Below are 21,259 nucleotides of genomic sequence, written 5' to 3' on the forward strand. Positions count from 1 at the left end.
TGCAAATGCTGTACCAGAGGTCAATTTCGCAACCGCATGAAAAATAGACTCTTTAACCGGCAACCCGCGTCCCTGAATTGTCGCAATTCCGCCGCGCTGGCGACAATGTCCTGAATCTCACATAAGGCTTCACAGTCGCGGCATGGTGATATCCATAATCTGAATGCGATACGCCACCTGGCGCGGGGTCATGCCGAGCAGCCGCGCCGCTTTGGCCTGCACCCAGCCCGCTTTTTCCAGGGCGGCAATCAGCCGCTGGCGCTCGTCGAGGCTGTTATCAAGCCAGCCGTCCTCCGCCGGACCGCTGCTGGCGAGCGCTTTCGGCGGGTTATCGCGATGGTTGAACAGAATCACGTCCCGGTCAATCAGGCCGCTTTCCGACAGCACCGCCGAACGTTCGAGACAGTTTTCCAGTTCGCGCACGTTCCCCGGCCAGCTGTACTCCATCAGCAGGCGAATCGCCCCATCGCTGATGCGCAGCGTTCGCCCCTGGCTGTGGGCGATTTTTCGCACCAGAAAGTGCGCCAGCTCGGCGATATCCTCCTGGCGTTCGCGCAGCGGCGGCAGCGCGATAGGCATTACGTTCAGGCGGTAGTATAGATCCTCGCGAAAATGACCCAGCCGCACTTCCTCTTCCAGATGGCGGTTGGTCGCCGCAATAATGCGCACGTTGACGCGCAGGGTTTCGTCGCCGCCGACGCGCTCCATCTCCCCCTCTTGCAGAATACGCAGCAGCTTAGCCTGAAACGAGGCGCTGCTTTCGCCGATCTCATCGAGGAATAATGTGCCGCCGTCCGCCAGCTCAAAGCGGCCTTTCCGCTGGCGCACCGCGCCGGTAAATGCGCCTTTCTCATGACCAAACAGCTCGCTCTCCAGCAGGTTGTCCGGCAGCGCCGCGCAGTTAAATTTGACGAACGCCGCGGCGGCGCGCGGAGAATTATGGTGGATGGCGTTGGCGATGAGCTCTTTCCCGGTGCCGCTCTCGCCGCGTACCAGCACCGTGGTATCCCAGCGGGAAACCTGACGAATAATATCCATAATTTGCCGCATCGCCGGGCTTTTACCGACCATATTCTCCAGGCCGAAACCGCGCGAAGAGGTACACGCCCGCGGGCGCTCTACTCTAGGGCTCTGCTGCGGCGGCTGCGCGGCGGAGGTCGGCAGGATCATCAGGCGAATCGTCTGGGCGATCAGATTGGCGACGGTTTCGAGAAAGCGCGTGCAGGCGGGCAGCCGCTCTTCCTGACGCGCCATCGGCTGCGCCGCCAGTACGCCGATGGGCCGGGAGTGGGGGCCCATCAGCGGAACGGCGATAAACGGCAGGTCATAGTCGTACAGGCTCAGCCGATCGAGAAAACGCTGGTCGTCGGCGACGCGTGGCAGCACCAGCGACTGGCCCTGCGCCAGTACGGTACCGACTAATCCTTCCCCCGGCCGGTAGCGAATTTGCGTACTGCCGGGCAGCGTCTGGTTTTCCGTTTGCTGCAGCGCTTCGATGCTCAGGATCTCCTGCTGGCTGTCGTACAGGCAAATCATCCCGTGCTGCATAAACGCATCGTTATGTAGCACGCTCAGGACCTCCTGCAGGGTTTTGCTCGCTTCGGTGGCGCGGCTCAGCACCACGCTTATCCGCTGCATGGCGGTAAACTGCTGGGAGAGATCGAAACGTCTGACGGTGGTGTCCGAATCGGATTTATGGATCATTGCTCACCTCCGGTCAGGGTATTAAACAGCGGGAAACGCAGAACCAGGCTGGTGCCTCCCTGGGGTCGCGAAGCCAGTTCAATCGCGCCGCTGTGGTAGGCGACCAGCGTTTGGATCAGCCGCAGCTCCATCCCTTTGCCGGGAGAGTTTAAGGCATCCGGGGAGTGGGCGTAGCGCACCTGCAGCAGCGGGACATTGTCGTTGAGATAAAAAGAGAGCCAACCCTCGTCCTCTTCGGCGTAAAGTTCGATCTCCAGCGGTACAGAGGGCAGCTCGGCGGCGAGGGCCAGCGTCCGGTCGAGCCATAAACTCAAGCAGGCCAGCAGTTGGGTACGCTGGCCGAAGCCGACCAGATGCGGCGATGCCATGTCCACCTGCAGCCGCGCGCGATCGTCAAAGCGGGTGCGGTAAAGGGCGTACAGGTCGTCAAAAAAGGGCTGAAGCGGCCAGACGGCATTGCTTTCCAGCTCAAGCGAAGGACGGCAGCGCTGCAGGCGCGCCATGGCCTCTTCACCTTCGCGCCACGCCGCATCCAGCGCCACGTTGCCGCTGCCTTCGCCGTTCAGCCGGCGGGCCGCCGCCAGCATGTTGATTGGGCAATTAAGCTGAATCAGCGCCGCGTCCAGCGACTCGCGAATCGCGGCCAACAGCTTACCGGCGGTCATCTGCTGTTTCAGACGGTCGAGCCGGCCCTGTTCCTGCTGCTGGCGCTGCTGGGTGCAGTCGGCGATCACCACCAGCGTGCGCGCCGGGGCGCTGTCGACGAAGTAGCGGCTGGCTTCTTCACTCACGCCGGGCAGCGCCCAGCAGGTCACCGATAGCCAGCGGACCGCGCCGCGAACCACCACCGGCAGGATTTGCTCCGCGCCGGGCCCCATTTTGCGCGGTGAAACCTGGAGCTCGACCAGCAGCTCTTTCCCACCGCAGTCCGCGCAGAACGTTTTGTAGGCGAGATTATCCATCACCACCCGATCCTGCTCATCCACCACGACCACGGCGGCGGGGATGTTATTGAGCACCGCTTCCATTAGCGTCATATGATTGCGCAGCCGCTGTTCCAGGGTATAGCTGACGCTAATATCCCGCTGCATCGCCAGATAATGCTCCAGCTCGCCCTGCGGATTCAGCACCGGCGTGATATCGATATCCACCAGATACAGGCCGCCGTCGCGGCGCTGATTAATCAGCTGACCGCGCCACGGCTGGCGCTGGAGCAGGGTTTGCCACATCTCCTGGTAGATCTCGCGCGGCGTCTGGCTGCTGGCCAGCAGACGCGGATTTTGATTGAGCAATTGCGCCAGCGAGTATCCAGTCTGGCGGCAAAACGCCGGGTTGGCGTAGATGATATTCGCCCGGGCATCGGTGAGGGAAATCGCTACCGAAGCCTGTTCGACCATTGTAAAAAACAGCCCCGGATGTTGTTGAGTCAGCGCACCGGCAATCGCCTCGGGTACGGCGTTATCGAGCATCATATTCAGGGTCATCGCAAACTCCTGTGTCGCAGTTATGACAATTTGTCCGACACCGTGACAGGGACGCCGCGGTGTTTTCCGAACGGTGATAACCATGCAAACCGTGCGCCCTTATCGGCGTAATAAGCAGAAACATTGATCCGGTAGGGGAAAAGCAGGCGCTTTTTGCATTTCAAGCGCCCCGCCAGCCCCGCTGCGTGCGGCGGGAGGGGGCTAAAGCGATCGTTTTGGGGCAAGGATGGGCCGCGGTAGTGCAAAGAAACCTGGCACAGCCTTCGCAATACCCCTGTGAGAACGCGTGTTTTCAACCCCCTTTTCTGACAGGAGCGCAACATGGCGAACATTGGTATTTTCTTTGGCACCGATACCGGTAAAACCCGCAAAATCGCGAAAATGATCCACAAGCAGCTGGGCGAGCTGGCTGATGCCCCGGTCAACATTAACCGCACGACGCTGGACGACTTTATGGCCTATCCGGTGCTGCTGCTGGGCACGCCGACGCTCGGCGACGGCCAGCTGCCGGGGCTGGAGGCCGGATGCGAAAGCGAATCATGGAGCGAATTTATCAGCGGCCTCGACGACGCCAGCCTGAAAGGAAAAACCGTGGCGCTGTTCGGCCTCGGCGATCAGAGAGGCTATCCGGACAACTTCGTCAGCGGGATGCGCCCGCTGTTCGACGCCCTGAGCGCGCGGGGAGCGCAGATGATTGGCAGCTGGCCAAATGAGGGTTATGAATTCAGCGCGTCCTCGGCGCTGGAAGGCGACCGTTTTGTTGGGCTGGTGCTGGATCAGGATAACCAGTTCGACCAGACCGAAGCGCGTCTGGCGAACTGGCTTGAGGATATTAAACGCACCGTGCTGTAGGCGTTAACGGGTAGCCGCTGAGGCTACCCGCACAGTCCCGGCTGACGGGAGATCATCTGTTCCAGCCACTGGCGCTGATGGCGCTGCTGGCTCTGCTGCCAAAGATAATCGCGCGCGCTCTCCAGCGCCTGCTGCGGCTCCATGGGCGCGGCGGGGCGAATCGCTTCGCACCATAAAAGATGCCACCCCAGCTCGCTGGCGATGGGAAGGCTTAGCGCGTTTTCCGCCAGTGAAAACAGCGCGGTCTCGAGCTGCGGATAGAGCAGGCCGCGGCTAATCCAGCCTAAACGACCCTCTTCCAGGGCGCTTGGGCAGTGGGAATGGCGGTGGGCCAGCGGAGCGAAAGCGTCCCGCGAGGCGTTGATTTGCCGGTACAGACCGAGGATCCGCTGGTGCACGGCTTCGCGGTCGCCATCGACCGTCAGCAGCAGGTGGCGGGTCAGACGCTGTTCCGGGCGCATAAACTGCGTCTGGTGGCGCAGATACCACGCCTGTACCGTGGAGAGGTCCGGCTGCGGCGCCTGGCGGGCAATATCGGCGAAGGCGAGTTCCAGCCGGGCGTGATGGCGCACGATGGCAGCGCGTTCGGGCTGAGTAAAATCCCCCTCGTCGAGCCAGATGGTAAGGGAGGCGGCGATATTCTCCAGCAACGCCTCCGGAACATCGCCTTCAGGGACCCGCGCGACGATCGCTTGCTCCATATGGCACTGGCGTTGCCAGGCCTGTTCAAAAGCCGGCGTATCGGCTGGATCCAGGGCCGCCGGATCGCGATTCCAGCGGCTGCGCGCCAGCCGCTGCCGGGCAAAACGTTGCCATGGGTTCATTCTTCTCTCTCCTCTGCAAGGGCGATGGCCTGCGCCGGGACTCTGAACCAGCGGCCGCTAAAATCGACGGTGTAGCTATCGCCGAGCTCTCCCCGATCGGTAGCCTCAATGCGTCCCCGCTGGCCGGCGCTCACGACCACATCACCGTTGACCGCGAGCGCCATCTGGCAGGTCACGCTATCCCCGTATTGCAAGTTTCCTGCCAGCCACGGCTGGGTGATGGGGATCAGCTCCTGTTCGCGGCAGCCGATGATCCGATCGGTTTCCGGAAAGTGGATCTGGTAGATAATCTGATCCTGCAAAAAAACGCCCCAGTCGCGGACAAAGCCGGTGCTGCCGCGCCTGACCAGCAGCGCGCCGGGCGCGAAGCCCGCCACGGTGCCGTCGTTACGAATAGCGCGTACGACGCGGACCTCTTCGCTAAAGGTGAATTTTGGTCTCATGTTCCGCTCTCCTGAAACTGTTGCTGATAGCTCTCCGCGAGCAGTCTTCGCGCCAGCAGCCAGGGCGCGCGGTCGTTATCCTCGAGCCGGTTTTGCAGCGGCACCTCCGCGCGGAGTTTGCGATGAAACGTTGCCAGCACCGGCAGGCTGCAGCGGCCAAGCAACTCGGGCTGATAGGGGACGGCGAAAAACTGAAAAAAAGATTCGGCGGAGCGAAGTTCGTCCACGCCGGGAATTTGATAAAACCACTCCATCATTACCCCCTCGCCCGCAGGGCGGATTCACCGCACAGCTCATCGTAGATAGCCACCAGCTCGTAATCTTTCGGGCTGCGCTTCCAGTTCTCGGCGAAGCGGCGGATGGCGGGCAGCAGCTGGTTAATCTGCGCGGCGTTGAGGTGATAGCCCATCTGGTCAAAAACGCCGTTGACCGCCTGACGCCCTGAGTGTTTGCCCAGCACCAGCCGGTAGCTGCGGCCCATCAGGGAAGGGGCGATGGACTGGTAGCTCTCGCTGTCGCGCAGCAGCGCCGCCACGTGGACACCTGACTCATGGGTAAACACCAGCTCGCCGACCAGCGGCTGCTGCGGATCGATGGCGCGCTGGGCGGCTTCCGCGACCCTCTGACAGAGCGCGGGCAGCGCCGAAAAATGCACGCCGGTCTCCACGCCCAGACAGCGTTCAAGGCCCAGCGCGACGGTTTCCAGCGCCGCGTTGCCCGCCCGCTCGCCGAGACCGAGTACCGTCGTATTCACGCTGGTGGCCCCGGCGCTTACCGCCGCCAGCGTATTGGCGGTCGCCATGCCCAGATCGTTATGGGCATGCATTTCGATCTCGCCGGACCAGACTTCGCGCAGGGCCGAGATTTGCGCCGCGGTGGTAAAAGGGTCGAGCAGGCCGACCGTATCGGCATAGCGCAGGCGGGCGGCGGCGCATTGCTGCGCGACCCCGGCGATAGCGCGCAGGGTCTGGCCGCTGGCCCGCGAGGCGTCCTCGCAGCCGATGCATACCTTCAGGCCGAGGCTATGCGCAAGATGGATAAACATCGCCAGCCGTTCCAGCAGCACCGCCAGCGGCTCGCGCAGTTTGTACTGCCGCAGCTTATCCGAAGCCGGAATCGAGATATCCACCCAGTCGATGCCGAGATCGGCGCTCTGGCGGATTTCCAGCGCGTTCATCCGACACCAGGTCATCAGGGTTGCGTCGGGCAACTGGCGACGCACCAGCTGGATCCGCGCGATCTCCTCGTCGCCCATCGCCGGGGTGCCGACCTCCATCGCCGTTATTCCTGCGGCGTAAAGCGCCTCGGCAATGGCGACCTTTTCGCTGGTGCGAAAGGCGACGCCGGGGCTCTGCTCGCCGTCGCGCAGGGTGGTATCGTTAATCAGCACGCGTTCCATCAGCCACCTCCGCCTTAGCCGTAAACCGGCGCGAATACGGCGTCCGCCGGGCGCGGCTTACCGTTCTGCCAGTAGGGCGACAGCGCGCGCAGCCGGTCGATAATCGGCGGCAGCGTGGCGACGACGTAATCGATCTCTTTCTCCCGGGTGTAGCGCGAGAGAGAAAAGCGGATGGTGCCGTGGGCGGCGGTATAGGGAATATTCATCGCCCGCATCACGTGGGAGGGTTCCAGCGAGCCTGAGGTGCAGGCGCTGCCGCTGGAGGCGGCGATCCCGGCCTGGTTTAACAGCAGCAGAATGGCTTCACCTTCAATAAACTCAAAGGCCAGATTCACCGTGCCGGGCACCCGCGGCTGGCCGCCGCCCATCACCATGACCGACGGTACGCTGGTCAGCAGGCGATGCTCCAGCCTGTCGCGCAATTGGCCGATATGCGTCATTCCCGGCAGATGGATATTCGCCAGCTCGCAGGCCGCGCCCATGCCGACGATTCCGCAGATATTTTCCGTTCCGGCTCGCCGGCCGTACTCCTGGTGACCGCCGCGCAGCAGCGGGCGAAAGCGCGTTCCCCGCCGCAGATAAAGACAGCCTACGCCTTTTGGTCCGTGGAACTTATGCGCCGAGCAGGAGAGCATATCGATGCGGGTCTGGCCCACGGCGATCGGTATTTTCCCGACCACCTGCACCGCATCGCAGTGAAACAGCGCCCCTTGTTCATGGGCCAGCTCCGCCATTTCGCCGATCGGGAAAAGCACCCCGGTTTCGTTATTCGCCCACATCACGCTGACGAGCGCCACGCGCGGGCTGAGCGCCGCGCGGAACTGCGCCATGTCCAGCGCCCCCTCGCTATCCACCGCGATGCGATGAATCCGGTAGCCCTGGCGCTCCAGGTGCTCGCAGGCCGCCAGCGTCGCCGGATGTTCGACCGCGCTGGTGATGATTTCGCGACGCTCAGGCAGCAGGGCGATCGCCGAGGCGATGGCGGTGGCGGTGGCTTCGGTGGCGCAGGAGGTAAAGATGATCTCGCTGGGATACTCCGCGCCCAGCAGCGCCGCAGCCTGCTGATGCGCGCGTTCCAGAGCCGCCTGGGCCGGAATGCCAAAATCGTGTATCGACGAGGGGTTGCCGTAAAAATCGGTCAAAAAGGGCATCATCGCTTCCAGGACCATCGGGTCCAGACGGGTGGTGGCGTTGTTATCGAGATAAACCTGTTTCATCTTGTCCCCCTTGGGTCAGTTAACCGCGGCTCAGGCCGCCACCACTTCCATATAACAGCCGGTACGTTCCATCAGTTTTTGCTGCAGCCAGGCCAGGGTCATATCGGTCATCATGCAGCCGCTACAGCTGCCGGAGAGGCTGACGGTCACCTGGTGGTTGGCGACGCTGAGTAGCGCCATGTCGCCGCCGTCGGCCTGAATATGCGGGCGCAGTTCGGCGATGGTATCGACGACGCTCTGCCAGTGCGGATCTTTGCCGCTGGCCACGGCTGGCGTCGTCTGCGGCTGCTGGGCGAGGATCTCCGCCAGCGCCAGCTCAATTTTTTCGTGGCAAGAGGTGCAGCCGCCGCCCGCTTTGGTGTAGTTGATCACCTCGGCAAGGGTGGTCAGCCCGTTGTTCTGTACTGCGCGGCGAATATGCCCTTCATCGACGCCGAAGCATTTGCAGATCAGCTTGCCTTCGTCGTGCTCCTCCTCAAGGCTTTCGCCGCGGAAGTTGGCGATGGCCGCGCGCAGGGCCTCCTGGCCCATCACCGAGCAGTGCATTTTCTCCGGCGGCAGTCCGTCGAGATAATCGGCAATCTGCTGATTGGTTATCTGCCCGGCTTCGGCGAGGGTATGGCCGATAATCAGCTCCGTCAGCGCGGAGGAGGAGGCGATGGCGCTGCCGCAGCCGAAGGTCTGGAAGCCCGCCTCCTCAATGATTTCGCTTTGCGGGTCGACGCGCAGCATCAGGCGCAGCGCGTCGCCGCAGCTTAACGAACCGACGTCGCCTACCGCGTTGGCGTTGTCCACCACGCGCGCGTTGCGGGGGTTAAAAAAATGGTCTTTCACTTTCTCGGAGTAATTCCACATGCTGTCAGCTCCAGGGATGAGGACGGAAAACGCCGGGGCGCGGTTCACCGCGAAAGCGCGGTGGCGATAACGAACTAGCAATTGCGATACCAGAGAATAAAATTAATATTTTTCAAATTGTTGTGTATTTTTCCTGACAAGGTTGGTCCGACAGTGTCGCGATGTTTTGTGGGCTTTGTCACAGAAACGACACGGCTAGCGGCGCGGGTCCGGATCCCCATGCCACTCCTGTTCCTGCAGCAGACGGGTAAAGCGCTCCGGGTCGCGCTGGCGCGTATTTTTGCGCTGCCCTTTATCGTACCAGTAGAGCTGGATCTCCTGCAGTAAGCCGACGATGGTGGTGTCGGCGGGAACGCGTTCGGCGCGCACGCCAACCTGCAACAGCTGGCGAAAAACCGCGTCGCCAATCGCCACGCAGAACAGCGTGACGCAATCCTCCAGAGCGTGGATCCGCCTGGCGATCTTCTCCGTCTGGTGGCCGTTCTCGACCGAGAAATCAACCACCCGGATTAGAGTGACCCGGTCCGCCTTGACGCCGTACACCACCAGCCGCGGGGTGGCGCCGAAGTGCTGATCGACGTGACGATAGTCAGAGCTGGCGAAGGCGACCTTCATAGACCACTCATCGGAGTGGACCATATCAAACTGACGGTTAATCGGCGGCATAAGCGCCTCCTGTGGAGAGTGACGATTCGGGGTTCTGGCGAAGCGGCGATCGGTAGTGGGCGAGGTGGTGGTGACGCTCGCGCATCAGGTTTGCCAGCTCAAACAGCGTATCGCGCATTCCGCTATATCCCTGGCGCACCCGGCGGAATTCGCCGAGTTTGTCAAAGAGCGGAAAACCCGCGCGCACCAGCGGCAGCGCAAACTGCTCCGCCAGGTCGCGGGCGTGCGAGTTCGCCACCAGCAGGTCGGCGGGATGCGCGCACAGCAGGGTTTGCAGATCCTCCAGATCCCCCGGCACCACCTGTTCTACCGGCAGCTGGCGCAGGCTGGGATGACCGGTAGGGGCCACCAGCGGGCCGGGCTGCATCCCCTGGCTGTTGGCGAAGTCACACCACGCCGCCAGCAGATCGCCTTCCGCCGCTATCGCCATGCGCTGGCCCTGGAGCCACATATGGCAGTCGATCATCGCATCCTGTAGCTGTCCGCGCTGGCGTTCCAGCCACTCGGGAACGGCGCGTCCGGAAATTTTCGCCAGTTGATGAATAAAGGCGTCGCAGCGTTCGAGGGTCATCAGGTGCGGCAGGGCGATAACCTCGCCGCGGCAGCGCGGGGCCAGCAGCGATGAGGCGCGATGAAGGGAGACGCCAATGGCGAAGCTACACAGGCTTTGCCCCATCTGCTCTATCTGGCGCAGCGGCGTCCCGCCCTGGGTTAACGGTGAGAAATCGCCCTGCGCCAGGTGGCCGTCCATCGACTGCGCCAGGTCCGGCAGGATTACCGGCTGCAGGCTGAACGCTTCGACGCATCGGCGCAGCCACTCGATATCGCCCGGCGAACAGAGGTGGCTGACCAGCAGATTGACCCGGCGATTGCGCTGAGCCGGTCGCGGCGCCGGCGGCACCCACTGCTCAATGACGCTCTCTAGCACCGCGCTGAAGCCGTTCTCCATGGAGCCATAAAAATCCGGCGTGTTAACCGTCAATATCGCCACGCCCTTATGCCGGGGATACTCTTCGCGAAACTGGCGAACCACGCGGGAAATATCGCTGCCCTGGGCCTCTGACAGCCCGGTGCTGAGCAGTACGATAGCCTGCGGATTGTTGCGCTGGCAGAGGGTATCCAGGGCGGTAAAAATATTGCCGTCCGCGCCCATAATCGTCGACGTGGGGTCCATCGCCGTCGACTGCAGGGGAACCGGGTCGTGGAAATGTTGAATAAAAAAGACTTTGGCGAAGGCGCTGCACCCCTGCGCGCCGTGGACCAGCGGGATGCTGTGTTCGATCCCAAGGCTCGCGAGGATCGCGCCGAGCGGCTGGCCGGTTTTGATAGGGCTGACCGCCAGCGGTTTATCGGTGCGGAAAATGTCTGCCATGATGAGCTCCTTAGCGCCACGGGGCGCGAGAATGGGTTTGCGGCCAGATGGGGCTATTGATGGTCTGACACAGCTGGCGGGCGAGGGTGACGATCCCCTGATAGCCAGCGAAGGCGTGTTCGCGCTCCTGATTGATATCGAGAAACGGCAGCCTGGCTTTATAGGCGGTATACATATTGCGTCCGCCGGCAATCATCAGGTCGGCCTGATAGCGATAGACCACATCCAGCAGCGTGCGGGCGTTGCCCTCTTCCAGCATTACCGCTTCTTCGCCCATCAGCTCGCGGATCCGCTGTTTATCCTCTTCGGTGGATTTACGCGTGCCGGTTGCCACCACGGTCATGCCCAAATCCTGAAGCGCCGATACCACCGACCAGGATTTCACCCCGCCGGTATAGAGCAGCGCTTTGCGGCCGCGCAGCTGTTCGCGCCACGGCTGTAGCGCCAGTTCCGCCACCTGTTCCTCCCGCGCAATCAGCGCTTCGGTGCGCTGACGAAGGTCGTCGTCGCCCAGCAGCGCCGCCAGCTGGCGCAGGGCGTCAGAGGTGGCGCGGATCCCGTAAAAGCTGCCTTCGAACCACGGCGTGCCGTAGCGCTGCTCCAGGGCTCGGGCGACGTTGATTAACGCCCGCGAGCAGACCAGCATATTGGCCTGCGCCCGGTGCATGGTCTGGATCTCGGCGAAGCGGCCATCGCCGGAGAGGCTGCCGAGCACGCGGATCCCCAGTTCGTCGAGCAGCGGCTGAATATGCCAGAACTCACCGGCAATATTGAATTCGCCAATCAGGCCAATATCGTGACGCTGCTCCGGGGCAAAGGGCGTGCTCTCCGGCCAGGGCGCGGGCTCGCGCTGGCCGATAACCCGTTTGACCATGACGTCGCCCGCCAGCCGGTTACCGAGATTTTTACTGCCGTAGAAACCGGCGGCGTCAATGGCGATAACCGGTACGCCGGTGGCGGTCTGCGCGGCCTCGCATACCGCTTCGAGGTCATCGCCCTCCATGGCCGGTACGCAGGTGTTATAGATAAAGACCGCCGCCGGGTGATAGCGGGTGACGATATGGCGCACGGCGTGAAACAGGCGGCGTTCGCCGCGGCCCATAATCACGTCCTGTTCGTTGAGATCGGTGGTGAACCCGAGCCGATTAAGGGTGGGGCCGGAGCTGGCGCTGCCGCGGTTATCCCATGAGCTTCCGGCGCAGCCGATAGGACCGTGGACCAGATGCGCCACGTCGGCGATGGGCAGCAGGGTTATCTGCGCGCCGTCGAACGCGCAGCCGCCGGCGGTGGCGCCGGGTTTGGGCGCGCTGCAGCCGGATTTTTGTTTATGGTTGTGTTCACAAGCCGGTTCATCCAGCAGCGCCAGAATTTCATTTCCCTTCATAGTGACCTCGTTGACGGTGGGGGATGAGGGGGAAGATGCAATTCGCGCTCCATAAGCGGTGCCTTGATATTTAAAGAAAAAGGGTTGTTGGCTTTGCGACAAAGCCAACAATCAGACAAGGGGATGGCGGGGCGTGTCTTGTTTTGGCGAATAATCTTCCCCTGACCGTAACGTGGGGAATGCGTCCATACGCGAAAAAAAGCCCGCGGGGTCAGCGGGCAACAAGCACAAAACAGGGATTAAAAAACGCGTTCTTCCAGAGGATTATCCCTGTTAAGCCGCTTCGCCAGCCACGGCGGCAAACGGCCGGCCAGCAGCGTATTGATCGCCTCGCACTGCGCCTGAATCGTCGTCCCGGGCTGCGCTTTCATCGGGTGGATGCGATGGCGGATCAGCCGCGCGGCGGCGGGCCCGCCGATCTCCTGGCAAAACAGCAGCTGACAGTCCTCAATAAGTCGGGCGCGCACTTCGTTGGCCTCCTGCTGGTGGGGCGCGGAGGGGTAGCGGCGCAGATCGTACAGCCAGCCGCCTTGCTCATCGAACGCGTAGATAAAAAACAGTCGTCCCTGGCCGAAATGGCCGTTAATCATCAGCCCATCCTGAGAGCAAAATGCCGCCAGCAGCTGCGGCGTGCGCTGGGCAGGGCGAACGATGCGTAAATGGGCGGGCAGCTCGCCCTGCAGGCTCGCCATCACCCGCGACCAGCGAGCGGGGGACATCACCGCCGTCGCGGAGGGAAAGCTGGCGGCCAGCTGCGGCTGGGTCAGGGTCGCCAGACGCGCTGGCGTCAGCGTCTCGCCGCTCTCCTGCGCCAGCCAGTCGACGATTTGCGCCGGCTGTAGGTCCGGCAGGGACTGAAACAGCGCCAGCATACGCCAGAATAGGGTATCGTTGTCGGACATCACCAGCTCCTTATATCAAGGTATTGCGCGTCGCGCGCAGGCTTATCGGGAAGACGGGACGCCCCGGCTGCGGATGTACGTAGTAGCGGCGTCCCCCCTCCAGCGAAATCGCGCCGCCCCAGCGTTCAGCGTCGTTATGCTCAATCTGGATCACTCGCGCTTCCAGATCCTGTTTCGCGATATAGGCGTACAGGTCCGCGCCGCGCTCACGGAAAATCACGATGGGCATACTTCCTCCTGGCCCCGCATGACGCGGGGCACCTGATGGTTAACGGACGAGATCGAAGCTGTAATCGGTTTTGCCCAGCTGGCTGGTATCGCTATCCAGTTTCTCCAGCACGGCGTTCACCAGCGTCGTCACAATGTTCATCGCGCCTTCATAGCCCCAGGTTGTCTGGCGGTGCAGATGGTGGCGGTCGAACAGCGGAAAGCCGAGGCGGATAAGCGGCACTTCAAAGGCTTTGCCCTTCGCCAGGGTATCGCGCTGGATAAACTTGCCGTAGGAGTTGCCGATCATAAAGTCCGGCTGACGGGTGAACATCAGCGAACGGAAGTGCCACAAATCGCAGTTGATAAACACTTCGCTATCTCGCCCGTACGGCGAGGCATCGAGCATTTTCTTCATCGCTTTTTGCCAGCGTTTGTTGGCGTTATGGCTCAGGATCACCGTCGGCTCGCAGCCCAGCTCCAGCAGGAAGCGGGTGAGGCCCATCACGAAGTCCGGATCGCCGTACAGGCCAAACTTCTTGCCGTGCAGCCAGGTGTGGGAGTCGAGCATCATGTCAACCAGCCTGCCGCGCTCAATGGTGAGGGCGTCGGCAATTGGCTTGCCGCTAAGCTGGCTGACGGTCATCAGCAGTTCATCGGTGGCGGCCAGTCCCAGCGGAATGGCGACCTCGGTGGCGGGCTGGTTCCACATCTCCTGCACCACTTTTTTGCTCTTCAGCAGCTGCCACGGCTGCAGGAGTAGCGTATCGATGGCGTCAGGGGCTTCTTTCATCTCCTGCTGCGTGGTGCCGCCGGAATACATCCGGTAGTGGCCGTCGGCGGGCGTGTCGAGAACTTCCGACGGATCGGAGAGCAGGCTGCACGGTACCGCCATCTGTTCCATCATCCGCTTTAATACGCGGAAGTTGCCGAGATAGGTTTCAAAGCCGGTCACCAGATTGAGCTTCGGCAGTTTGCCCGGCTGCCCCTGGTAGTCCGCGGTGAAGGTTTTGGCGAAGCCTTCAAACATGTTATCCCAGCCGGTGACGTGGCTGCCGATAAAGCTTGGCGTATGGGCATGGGGCACGGCGATGCTGCTGTCGACGAAGCCATCTTTTTTGGCGTTGGCGATAAACGCCTGCAGGTCATCGCCGATAACTTCCGCCATGCAGGTGGTGGACACCGCAATGATCTCCGGTTTGTACAGTGCGCTGGCGTTCTGCAGGCCCAGGTTCATATTGTTGTTGCCGCCGAAGACTGCCGCGTCTTCGGTCATCGAGTCGGAGACGCAGGCGATCGGCTCTTTGAAATGGCGGTTAAAATAGGTGCGAAAGTAGGCCACGCACCCCTGAGAGCCGTGCACATACGGCAGGGTGTTGGCAAATCCCAGCGAGCAAAGCACCGCGCCAAGCGGCTGGCAGGCTTTCGCCGGGTCAACGGTCAGCGCCTCGCGCTGGAAGTTCAGCGCTTCATACTCGGCGGTGGTGGTCCAGTCAAAGACCTCCTGCACGCGCTGCGCATCGTGCGCCTCTTCCAGCTGCCGCTTATTGCGAAACAGCTCCTGGTATTCATCCTGTTCGAATAGCGGATAACAGCTATTAATTTTATCAATCGTTTGGCTCATGGTGTTCTCCTCCCGCGCCACAAATCGGTGAACAGACGGGACAGTGAGTGGGCAATCACGCAGACTTCAGCCACGGGGCGGTCAGTTCGTTCCACGCCGGGTTGTTCAGGGTCATATCCATATCGCGGGCGAAAATGGCGAAACCATCGTAGCCGTGGTACGGGCCGGAATAGTCCCACGAGTGCATCTGGCGGAACGGTACACCCATTTTCTGGAAGATATATTTTTCCTTGATGCCGGAGCCGATAAGGTCGGGCTTCAGCGCCTTGACGAACGCTTCCAGCTCGTAGCTGCTGGCGTCATCGAACAGCAGTGTGCCCTCTTTGAGATCCGGCAGGGTGCGGTCGTAGTCATCGTTATGGGCAAACTCGTACCCGGCGGCGATGATCTCCATGCCGAGATCCTCATAGGCGCCGATGACGTGGCGTGGTCGCAGGCCGCCCATATAGAGCAGCACCTTACGCCCCTCCAGGCGCGGGCGATATTTGGCGATAATCGCCGCCATCTGCCCCTCATATCTGGCGATCACCGCTTCGGCGTTCGCGCGAATGGTATCGTCGAACTGGTCGGCGATTTTGCGCAGCGATTCGGCGATTTTGGTCGGCCCGAAGAAGTTGTACTCCATCCACGGAATCTGATGTTTCTCCTCCATATGGCGGGCGATATAGTTCATCGAACGGTAGCAGTGAACCAGGTTCAGCTTGACGAATGGGGTGTTCTCCATCTCCACCAGCGTGCCGTCGCCGGACCACTGCGCGACCACCCGTAGCCCCATCTCTTCCAGCAGAATGCGTGAGGCCCAGGCGTCGCCGCCGATGTTGTAGTCGCCGATGATCGCCACATCGTAAGGGGTGGTTTCAAACGGCTGCCCTTCGCGATTGTTAAGGATCCAGTCGCGCACCACGTCGTTGGCGATATGGTGCCCCAGCGACTGCGACACGCCGCGAAAGCCTTCGCAGCGTACCGGGATCACCGGTTTATCCAGCGCTTTGCTGCTGGTGTTGGCCACCGCGCTAATATCATCGCCGATCAGCCCCACAGGACATTCCGATTGAATGGTGATCCCTTTGGTGAGCGGGAACAGCAGCTCCATCTCTTCAATCAGCTTGCTGAGTTTTTTATCGCCGCCGAAGACAATGTCGCGCTCCTGAAAATCAGAGGTGAAGTTCAGCGTGCCGAAGCTATCGACGCCGCTGACCCCGGTGTAGTAATTGCGTCGTCCGGCGCGGGAATACTGGCCGCAGCCGACCGGTCCGTGCGAAATGTGGGCCATATCCTTGATCGGCCCAAATACCACCCCTTTGGAACCGGCGTAGGCGCAGCCGCGTACGGTCATCACGCCGGGTTGTGACTTGCGGTTAGAGATAATGCACTTGCCGACGCTCTCCATTTCCGGATCGCTGACCATCATGTGCTTTCTGCGCTCTTTTCGCGCGGTTTCCGGGAACACTTCCAGGACTTCCTGGATGAGCGCCAGATTACGTTCGCCCGTTGCGTTGGTCATCATAATTGTCCTGTGCTCAGGCCGCGTTTTCTTCGGCGGCGGTTTTACCAATGATGCTGGTGTCTTCCTCTTCCATGATGCCGAACTCCATCAGCAGCGACTCCAGCTCATCCATGGTGCAGGGCGTCGGCACCACTTTCATGGTGTTGTTGACGATCTTCTGCGCCAGGGTGCGGTATTCGTTGGCCTGTTTGCAGGCGGGGTCGTACTCGATAACCGTCATGCGGCGGATCTCCGCGCGCTGCACGATGTTGTCGCGGGGCACAAAGTGGATCATCTGGGTACCGAGCTTTTCCGCCAGGGCAATAATCAGTTCGTCTTCACGGTCGGTCTGACGGGAGTTACAGATCAGGCCGCCGAGGCGCACCTTGCCGGATTTGGCGTATTTAACGATCCCTTTGGAGATATTGTTGGCGGCGTACATCGCCATCATTTCACCGGAGCAGACGATGTAGATCTCCTGGGCTTTGTTTTCGCGGATCGGCATGGCGAAGCCGCCGCAGACCACGTCGCCGAGCACGTCATAGAACACGAAATCGAGATCGTCCTCGTAGGCGCCTTCTTCTTCAAGAAAGTTGATCGCCGTGATCACGCCGCGTCCCGCACAGCCGACGCCTGGCTCCGGGCCGCCGGATTCCGCGCAGCGCACGTCGCCGTAGCCAATTTGCAGAACGTCTTCGAGTTCGAGGTCCTCGACCGAGCCGACTTCCGCGGCCATCTCCATAATGGTGTTCTGTGCTTTGGCGTGCAGGATCAGACGGGTGGAGTCCGCCTTCGGATCGCAGCCGACGATCATCACTTTCTTACCCATCTCCGCCAGCGCGGCGACGAGGTTCTGCGTGGTGGTGGATTTACCGATACCGCCTTTACCGTAAATAGCGCATTGACGCATGGTCATGGTGACTTCTCCTGTTGTTGAGTGTTTGCCAGCAGAGAAGTGCAGGGAACATACCAGCCGTGCCTGTTTATGTATTTGTTTGATTTTTATGCATTTATTAATTCATTGTCGCGCAGGGCGTAAAACAAAACGGCACAATAAGGCGACCAAATGTGGGAAACAGAACAATTCCGTCTGCCGGGGCCATTGTGGCGGTTTGTCGCCTGTTCAACAGCTTGTCGCCCCCTGTGTCTTATTCCACGCAATCTCTTTGCGCGCTGCGCGACGACGCTCTTCATAACGCGTTGAATTCGCGCCAACTATTCTGTCATCCGCGAGCTGGCACAGGCTGTGCTTGAGGCAACAACTGGGTTTGCCGCTTATTTGAGGCGGCGAAGATGCCTCTCACCTTCGAGGATTGAACAATGTCCGGAAAAATGAAAACAATGGATGGCAACGCCGCGGCGGCCTGGATCTCTTATGCCTTTACCGAGGTCGCGGCGATTTACCCCATTACCCCCTCCACGCCGATGGCGGAAAACGTCGACGAGTGGGCGGCGCAGGGGAAAAAGAACCTCTTTGGCCAGCCGGTGCGCTTAATGGAGATGCAGTCGGAAGCCGGCGCGGCAGGCGCGGTACACGGCGCGCTGCAGGCCGGGGCGCTCACCACCACCTATACGGCCTCCCAGGGGCTGCTGCTGATGATCCCCAACATGTACAAAATCGCCGGTGAACTGCTGCCGGGCGTTTTTCACGTCAGCGCCCGGGCGCTGGCGACCAACTCGCTGAATATTTTTGGCGATCACCAGGACGTGATGGCGGTTCGCCAGACCGGCTGCGCGATGCTGGCGGAGAACAACGTGCAGCAGGTGATGGATTTGTCGGCGGTGGCGCATCTGGCGGCGATTAAGGGACGCATCCCATTTGTTAACTTCTTCGACGGTTTTCGCACTTCGCACGAAATTCAAAAAATCGAGGTGCTGGAATATGAGCAGCTGGCGACGCTGCTGGACCGGCCTGCGCTCGACAGCTTCCGCCGTAACGCGCTGCATCCGGATCATCCTGTCATCCGCGGAACGGCGCAGAACCCGGATATCTACTTTCAGGAACGGGAGGCGGGCAACCGTTTTTATCAGGCGCTGCCCGACATTGTCGAAAACTATATGGCGCAAATCAGCGCGCTCACCGGCCGGGAGTACCATCTGTTTAACTATACCGGCGCGGCGGACGCCGAACGGGTGATTATCGCGATGGGATCGGTCTGCGATACCGTTCAGGAAGTGGTGGATACGCTGAACGCGGCGGGAGAGAAGGTCGGGCTGCTCAGCGTGCATCTGTTTCGCCCTTTTTCGCTGGCCCACTTCTTCGCCCAGCTGCCGAAAACCGTGCAGCGTATTGCCGTCCTGGACCGCACCAAAGAGCCCGGCGCTCAGGCTGAACCGCTGTGCCTGGATGTGAAAAACGCCTTCTATCATCACGACGATGCGCCGTTAATCGTCGGCGGCCGCTATGCGCTTGGCGGTAAGGATGTTCTGCCCAACGATATCGCGGCCGTCTTTGATAACCTCAATAAACCGCTGCCGATGGACGGGTTTACCCTCGGGATTGTCGATGATGTGACCTTTACTTCGTTGCCCCCGCGCCAGCAGACGCTGGCGGTCTCGCATGCCGGCATCACCGCCTGTAAATTTTGGGGCATGGGCTCGGACGGCACCGTGGGGGCCAATAAAAGCGCGATCAAAATTATCGGCGATAAAACACCGCTCTACGCGCAGGCCTACTTTTCCTATGACTCGAAAAAATCCGGCGGCATTACCGTTTCACATTTGCGCTTCGGCGACCGGCCGATCAATTCGCCCTACCTGATCCATCGGGCCGATTTTATCTCCTGTTCGCAGCAGTCCTACGTTGAGCGCTACGATCTGCTGGACGGATTAAAGCCGGGCGGGACCTTTTTACTCAACTGCAGCTGGTCCGATGCGGAGCTGGAGCAGCATCTGCCGGTTAGCTTCAAACGCTATCTGGCGCGGGAAAATATCCATTTTTATACCCTGAACGCCGTGGATATCGCCCGCGAGCTCGGACTGGGCGGGCGCTTTAATATGCTGATGCAGGCGGCGTTCTTTAAGCTGGCCGCGATTATCGACCCGCAGACCGCGGCGGATTACCTCAAGCAGGCGGTTGAAAAAAGCTACGGCAGCAAAGGGGCGGCGGTGATTGAGATGAACCAGCGGGCAATCGAGCTGGGCATGGCCTCGCTGCATCAGGTGACGATTCCGGCGCACTGGGCGACGCTGGATGAACCCGTGGCGCAGGCTTCAGCTATGATGCCGGATTTCATCCGCGATATTCTGCAGCCGATGAACCGCCAGTGCGGCGACCAGCTACCGGTGAGCGCGTTTGTCGGTATGGAGGACGGGACGTTTCCTTCGGGCACCGCCGCCTGGGAAAAACGCGGGATCGCGCTGGAAGTGCCGGTCTGGCAGCCGGAGGGCTGCACGCAGTGTAATCAGTGCGCCTTTATCTGCCCACATGCGGCGATCCGCCCGGCGCTGCTCAACGGCGAAGAGCATGACGCCGCGCCGGTTGGGCTGCTGAGCAAACCCGCGCAGGGAGCGAAGGAGTATCACTACCATCTGGCTATCTCGCCGCTGGATTGTTCCGGCTGCGGCAACTGCGTGGACATCTGTCCCGCGCGCGGCAAGGCGTTAAAAATGCAGTCTCTCGATAGCCAGCGTCAGATGGCGCCGGTCTGGGACTATGCGCTGGCGCTGACGCCGAAGAGCAATCCGTTTCGTAAGACGACGGTCAAAGGCAGCCAGTTTGAAACCCCGTTGCTGGAGTTTTCCGGCGCCTGCGCGGGGTGCGGAGAAACGCCTTATGCCCGCCTGATAACCCAGCTGTTTGGCGACCGGATGTTGATCGCTAACGCCACCGGCTGCTCTTCTATCTGGGGGGCCAGCGCGCCGTCGATTCCCTATACCACCAACCACCGCGGCCACGGCCCGGCATGGGCGAACTCGCTATTTGAGGATAACGCGGAGTTTGGCCTCGGCATGATGCTCGGCGGTCAGGCGGTGCGTCAACAAATCGCCGATGATATGACCGCCGCGCTGGCGCTACCGGTCAGCGACGAACTTAGCGACGCAATGCGCCAGTGGCTGGCGAAGCAGGATGAAGGCGAGGGCACCCGCGAGCGCGCGGACCGGCTCAGCGAACGGCTGGCGGCGGAAAAAGAGGGGGTGCCGCTGCTGGAGCAGCTGTGGCAGAACCGCGACTATTTTGTTCGTCGTTCGCAGTGGATTTTCGGCGGCGACGGCTGGGCCTACGATATCGGCTTCGGCGGCCTCGACCACGTGCTGGCGAGCGGGGAAGATGTCAATATTTTGGTGTTTGACACCGAGGTTTACTCCAATACCGGCGGCCAGTCGTCTAAATCGACCCCGGTGGCGGCCATCGCGAAGTTTGCCGCGCAGGGTAAACGCACGCGGAAAAAAGATCTCGGCATGATGGCGATGAGCTACGGCAATGTGTACGTGGCCCAGGTCGCGATGGGCGCTGATAAAGATCAGACCCTACGGGCGATCGCCGAAGCCGAAGCCTGGCCGGGACCGTCGCTGGTGATTGCCTACGCCGCCTGCATTAACCACGGGCTGAAAGCTGGTATGCGCTGCAGCCAGCGCGAGGCGAAACGGGCGGTTGAGGCGGGATATTGGCACCTGTGGCGCTATCATCCGCAGCGGGAAGCGGAAGGCAAGACGCCGTTTATTCTCGATTCCGAAGAGCCGGAGGAGAGTTTCCGCGACTTTTTGCTTGGCGAAGTGCGCTACGCCTCGCTGCACAAAACAACGCCGCATCTGGCGGATGCGCTCTTTAGCCGAACCGAGGAGGACGCTCGGGCCCGCTTTGCCCAGTATCGGCGGCTGGCCGGCGAGGAGTAGCAGG

18 protein-coding genes are annotated in these 21,259 nt (G+C 61.2%); 2 read left to right on the forward strand and 16 right to left on the reverse strand.

Translation table 11 applies throughout. The features are described from left to right. Positions 1-129 precede the first annotated feature (129 nt). Together nifA and nifL are read right to left on the reverse strand one after the other, a co-directional pair. Entirely contained in the window at positions 130-1,704 is a 1,575-nt protein-coding gene (gene nifA / locus EGY08_RS25640) for a nif-specific transcriptional activator NifA (protein WP_004122422.1), read from the reverse strand. Then, positions 1,701-3,188, reverse strand: a complete 1,488-nt coding sequence (gene nifL / locus EGY08_RS25645) for a nitrogen fixation negative regulator NifL (RefSeq protein ID WP_123829122.1) — start codon at positions 3,186-3,188, stop codon at positions 1,701-1,703. Before nifL ends, nifA begins: the two co-directional genes overlap by 4 nt. Positions 3,189-3,509: 321 nt before the next feature. On the opposite strand from nifL, the gene EGY08_RS25650 reads away from it, so the two are divergent. After that, positions 3,510-4,040 carry a flavodoxin gene (locus EGY08_RS25650; protein ID WP_112167177.1) on the forward strand — a complete coding sequence of 177 codons (531 nt, stop codon included), beginning with the start codon at positions 3,510-3,512 and terminating at the stop codon, positions 4,038-4,040. A 23-nt stretch (positions 4,041-4,063) separates the two neighbouring features. Here EGY08_RS25650 and nifM read toward each other — a convergent pair whose 3' ends face one another. The 14 genes from nifM to nifH form a co-directional block, all read right to left on the reverse strand. Then, positions 4,064-4,864: a nitrogen fixation protein NifM gene (gene nifM, locus EGY08_RS25655; protein WP_004122413.1), complete on the reverse strand. Its 801-nt coding sequence runs from the start codon at positions 4,862-4,864 to the stop codon at positions 4,064-4,066. After that, a complete protein-coding gene (locus EGY08_RS25660; RefSeq protein ID WP_087828818.1) occupies positions 4,861-5,307 on the reverse strand; it encodes a nitrogen fixation protein NifZ in 447 nt (148 codons plus the stop codon). Before EGY08_RS25660 ends, nifM begins: the two co-directional genes overlap by 4 nt. Further along, a complete protein-coding gene (locus EGY08_RS25665; RefSeq protein WP_004122407.1) occupies positions 5,304-5,564 on the reverse strand; it encodes a nitrogenase-stabilizing/protective protein NifW in 261 nt (86 codons plus the stop codon). Before EGY08_RS25665 ends, EGY08_RS25660 begins: the two co-directional genes overlap by 4 nt. Beyond that, complete coding sequence (gene nifV, locus EGY08_RS25670; protein ID WP_123829123.1) at positions 5,564-6,706, reverse strand: homocitrate synthase; 1,143 nt, start codon at positions 6,704-6,706, stop codon at positions 5,564-5,566. Before nifV ends, EGY08_RS25665 begins: the two co-directional genes overlap by 1 nt. Positions 6,707-6,720: 14 nt before the next feature. Further along, complete coding sequence (nifS, locus tag EGY08_RS25675) at positions 6,721-7,923, reverse strand: cysteine desulfurase NifS (protein WP_004122403.1); 1,203 nt, start codon at positions 7,921-7,923, stop codon at positions 6,721-6,723. 30 nt (positions 7,924-7,953) lie between these two features. After that, positions 7,954-8,778 (reverse strand): Fe-S cluster assembly protein NifU, encoded by an 825-nt coding sequence (gene nifU, locus EGY08_RS25680; protein WP_004122401.1) that lies wholly within the window; start codon positions 8,776-8,778, stop codon positions 7,954-7,956. A gap of 195 nt (positions 8,779-8,973) precedes the next feature. Beyond that, positions 8,974-9,444 carry a NifB/NifX family molybdenum-iron cluster-binding protein gene (locus tag EGY08_RS25685; protein ID WP_004122400.1) on the reverse strand — a complete coding sequence of 157 codons (471 nt, stop codon included), beginning with the start codon at positions 9,442-9,444 and terminating at the stop codon, positions 8,974-8,976. After that, a complete protein-coding gene (gene nifN, locus EGY08_RS25690; protein WP_087828815.1) occupies positions 9,431-10,816 on the reverse strand; it encodes a nitrogenase iron-molybdenum cofactor biosynthesis protein NifN in 1,386 nt (461 codons plus the stop codon). Before nifN ends, EGY08_RS25685 begins: the two co-directional genes overlap by 14 nt. A 10-nt stretch (positions 10,817-10,826) precedes the next feature. Continuing rightward, positions 10,827-12,200, reverse strand: coding sequence for a nitrogenase iron-molybdenum cofactor biosynthesis protein NifE (gene nifE, locus EGY08_RS25695; RefSeq protein WP_123829124.1), 1,374 nt, complete (start codon positions 12,198-12,200; stop codon positions 10,827-10,829). A gap of 239 nt (positions 12,201-12,439) precedes the next feature. After that, the gene (locus tag EGY08_RS25700) at positions 12,440-13,102 is read right to left on the reverse strand and encodes a NifB/NifX family molybdenum-iron cluster-binding protein (RefSeq protein WP_123829125.1); all 663 of its coding nucleotides are present in this window, start codon (positions 13,100-13,102) and stop codon (positions 12,440-12,442) included. A gap of 10 nt (positions 13,103-13,112) precedes the next feature. Beyond that, positions 13,113-13,331: a putative nitrogen fixation protein NifT gene (gene nifT, locus EGY08_RS25705; protein WP_004122392.1), complete on the reverse strand. Its 219-nt coding sequence runs from the start codon at positions 13,329-13,331 to the stop codon at positions 13,113-13,115. Between the two features lie 39 nt (positions 13,332-13,370). Next, positions 13,371-14,933: a nitrogenase molybdenum-iron protein subunit beta gene (nifK, locus tag EGY08_RS25710; protein WP_004122390.1), complete on the reverse strand. Its 1,563-nt coding sequence runs from the start codon at positions 14,931-14,933 to the stop codon at positions 13,371-13,373. A gap of 55 nt (positions 14,934-14,988) precedes the next feature. Continuing rightward, positions 14,989-16,437, reverse strand: a complete 1,449-nt coding sequence (nifD, locus tag EGY08_RS25715; RefSeq protein ID WP_032741895.1) for a nitrogenase molybdenum-iron protein alpha chain — start codon at positions 16,435-16,437, stop codon at positions 14,989-14,991. A gap of 16 nt (positions 16,438-16,453) precedes the next feature. After that, positions 16,454-17,335, reverse strand: a complete 882-nt coding sequence (nifH, locus tag EGY08_RS25720) for a nitrogenase iron protein (protein WP_004122384.1) — start codon at positions 17,333-17,335, stop codon at positions 16,454-16,456. A gap of 404 nt (positions 17,336-17,739) precedes the next feature. Here nifH and nifJ point away from each other — a divergent pair, with 404 nt between their 5' ends. Then, positions 17,740-21,255 (forward strand): pyruvate:ferredoxin (flavodoxin) oxidoreductase, encoded by a 3,516-nt coding sequence (nifJ, locus tag EGY08_RS25725; RefSeq protein WP_004122378.1) that lies wholly within the window; start codon positions 17,740-17,742, stop codon positions 21,253-21,255. The last annotated feature ends 4 nt before the right edge of the window (positions 21,256-21,259 follow it).

The organism is Klebsiella sp. FDAARGOS_511 (genome assembly GCF_003812845.1).
Lineage (GTDB): Bacteria > Pseudomonadota > Gammaproteobacteria > Enterobacterales > Enterobacteriaceae > Klebsiella > Klebsiella grimontii.